This is a genomic window from Bacillus sp. LR--39 (assembly GCF_053613335.1).
Window position 1 is genome coordinate 1 of sequence record NZ_JBSIOT010000018.1, and the last position, 3,226, is coordinate 3,226.

General features: G+C 38.4%; 3 protein-coding genes and 1 pseudogene. 1 reads left to right on the forward strand and 3 read right to left on the reverse strand.

The features are described 5' to 3' along the window. Positions 1 to 659, forward strand: a 659-nt coding sequence (locus tag ACWHAR_RS19545; protein ID WP_452087580.1) for a M20/M25/M40 family metallo-hydrolase, incomplete at its 5' end; no start/stop codon positions are given. A gap of 63 nt (positions 660 to 722) precedes the next feature. Here the strand turns inward: ACWHAR_RS19545 and ACWHAR_RS19550 are convergent. The 3 genes and pseudogenes from ACWHAR_RS19550 to ACWHAR_RS19560 form a co-directional block, all read right to left on the reverse strand. Continuing rightward, positions 723 to 1,265: pseudogene (locus tag ACWHAR_RS19550) on the reverse strand (IS3 family transposase); the annotation flags it as partial. A gap of 26 nt (positions 1,266 to 1,291) precedes the next feature. Then, positions 1,292 to 2,539, reverse strand: coding sequence for an IS256-like element ISBsu2 family transposase (locus tag ACWHAR_RS19555; protein WP_031600262.1), 1,248 nt, complete (start codon positions 2,537 to 2,539; stop codon positions 1,292 to 1,294). A gap of 286 nt (positions 2,540 to 2,825) precedes the next feature. Beyond that, positions 2,826 to 3,226 (reverse strand): RNA polymerase sigma factor (locus ACWHAR_RS19560; RefSeq protein WP_452087581.1); only part of this gene is annotated, 401 nt, incomplete at its 5' end.

Sequence of the window (3,226 nt, forward strand, 5' to 3'; positions counted from 1 at the left end):
TGATCACTGCATCCTACGGCTATGCTCTTGATTCAGACGGAAAAGTCGGAAATATTATTGTGGCCGCGCCGACACAGGCGAAGGTAAGAGCGGCAATTTTCGGGAAAACCGCGCACGCCGGGGTTGAACCTGAAAAAGGCATTTCAGCGATTACAATCGCTAGCAAAGCCATTTCAAAAATGCCATTGGGCCGTATCGATGAAGAAACAACAGCTAATATCGGCCGGTTTGAAGGCGGCACACAAACAAACATTGTGTGCGACGAAGTTCATATTCTTGCTGAAGCGCGCTCTTTAGTTCCTGAGAAAATGGAAGCTCAGGTTCAAAAAATGAAAGCTGCTTTTGAAGAGGCAGCTGCTGATATGGGCGGACGCGCAGAAGTCGAAATTGAGGTTATGTATCCGGGCTTTAAATATCAAGACGGCGACCAAGTTGTTGAAATCGCGAAAAAAGCGGCTGCTAAAATCGGACGTCCAAGCGAGCTGCAAACGAGCGGCGGCGGAAGCGACGCGAACGTAATCGCTGGTCATGGCATCCCGACGGTCAATCTTGCTGTCGGTTATGAGCAAATCCATACAAAAAATGAAAAAATGCCGATCGAAGAGCTCGTTAAAACGGCAGAAATGGTTGTTGCCATTATTGAAGAGGCGGCAAAATAAAAAAAGAAAACCCGAGTGCGATGGGACTGACCCCCGTTTTTGAGACAGGGATCAAAACACCTTTTAAACAGCCAATTGCCGATAATTTATCGGTGATTGGTTGTTTAGTTTCGTTTGAATACGAATATTGTTATAATAATGAATGTATTCTATGACAGTGCGTTCTACGATGGCGGTCGTGGTTCGATCAATGCTGTTAAGATAGAACGTTTCAGACTTTAGTGAGGAATGAAACGATTCGATGGAGGCATTATCAGCGGGTGTCCCTTTGCGGGACATGCTCATGGTAATGCCTTTTGTTTTAACAGCTTTCTGATACTCGTAAGATGTATACACAGATCCTTGGTCACTATGTAACACGCAGTTCTCAGGCAGTGTTGGCAGTTGATCAAGTGTGTGTAAGACAAAGTCTGTGTCCTGCTTATCTCCAATCGTAAAAGCAATCACTTCTCCATTATATACATCCAATATACTGGAAAGGTACAATTGTTTCTGTCCATAAGGCAAATACGTGATGTCTGTTACTAGTTTTTCAAGAGGATGATCAGACTGAAAGTTCCGATCTAATATATTGTCGACCACGGCATATGGCTGCCCATTCTTCTTGGGGCTTGTCAAGAAAAGTGTGTAAGTTATTCTAGATATTTCTTCACACGTTCCTTTAGGTGGTCATGAACTAATAGTTGATTCATGACCATAGCCCATTGCTGGATGCGTCCACCATCCCATTTCTTTTCTAATTCTTTTGTTCGTAAAAACAATATTTTTAATAGGGCATTCTCATGGGGGAATGCTCCTTTTTTCGTGACTTTTCGAAAGCTAGAGTGGATACTTTCAACGGCATTTGTAGTGTACATGATTTTACGAATATTACCACCATAATCGAAAAGTTGTTCCACATGAGAAAAGTTTCGTTTCCATACGTCTACAGCTCCAGGGTACGTAGACCACTGCTTTTCAAAAGATTCAAATGCACTGTGACAAGCCTTAAGGCTTGGAGCTCCATACACTTTCTTTAAGGCAGCAGTAAAAGGCTTGTAGTCTTTACTTGGTATATACTTAATCGAATTTCGAATTAAATGAACAATACATCTCTGTACGGTCACATCAGGAAAAATCGCACGTGCTCCTTCTTCCAGACCACTAACGCCATCCATTGAGAGAAAGAAGATATCTTCTACACCACGAGATTTGATTTCATCAAAAATTTGCATCCATTTATGTTTACTTTCCGTTTCATTCAACCACAAACCTAGAATGTCCTTTTTACCTTCTATGGTATATCCTAGTATTGTGTAAACGGCATACTTCTTCGTTTCATAGTCATTACGAATGGTTGTGTAAAGACAATCGACAAACACAAAAGGGTAACAGTTACTTAAGGGACGATTTTGCCACTCTTCTAAATTAGGAAGTACAGTATCCGTAATGTCGGATACCATTTCATGAGATACAGAAAAGCCATAGATGTCTTCTATCGTGGAAGAAATGTCTCGTTGTGACATTCCTCTGGCATACATCGAAATGACCTTATCCTCTATAGAGGATACATCTCTTTTACGCTTTGGAATCAACTGCGGTTCAAATGAACCATCACGATCACGGGGGACTGCAATTTCAACTTCTCCTGCCGTTGTTTTCACGATCTTTTTGCCATATCCATTTCTTCTATTTCTTGTTTCTTTTTCTCCCTTGTCATTGGATTCATAGCCCAAATGGTGATTCATTTCACCTTTTAGCATTGACTCAAACATGGGACCAAATATGTCTTTTAATGCTTCTTGCATATCTTCTACTGATTTAGGCTGATACTGTTCGATAATCTTGTTAGCTAATTCTACGGAGTTCGGATCTCTTTTCAATTTCCCCACTGAAACCACTCCTTTAGCTTTATACTTATTATTCTATCAAATAAAAAACTGTGTGAGTAAGGAACCGTACGCATTCCTTACTTACACAGTTAATATTACACTCCCTGAAATTCATAAGAAAAAAGGTAGATCTCTTAGTGCATTATTCGATTTAATTAACCTTATAAAAGCTTTAGATCAAACAATAACTGTTTCAGGACCTTTTTACTTAGAACAACAGTCTTCATCAGTATCTCTATAAGAGTTTTAAAAAGATTACCCCACACTCTATTCTGTTGTGGGGTAATTAAATACATTATACACATAAAATTTTCTTTAATTTTTTCAATGCTCTCCATCTAATAACTTTTATATTTCGTTCTGATATATTTGAAATTTCCGATATTTCTTTATCACTTAGGTCTTGAAAATAGGTTTGTTCTAAAATAAATTGTTCTCTTCTTGACAAATTAGAAAATGCATTAAATAGGTTTATATCGCTAATTTCAACTTTTTCAAATTTGTCTTTATCAGCATAAGACATTATTTGATCGAAAAAATCATCGGAAGATACTAAATATTGATGAACAGATTTTTTTTTGCATAGGTTTGAGAGATGATTAGTAATACATTTAACTAAAAAAGTTGAAAAAAGCGTTGACGAGTTTTTTTTAAGGTGCTTAACCACCATTATAGTTTTTAGATAAGCCTCTTGTT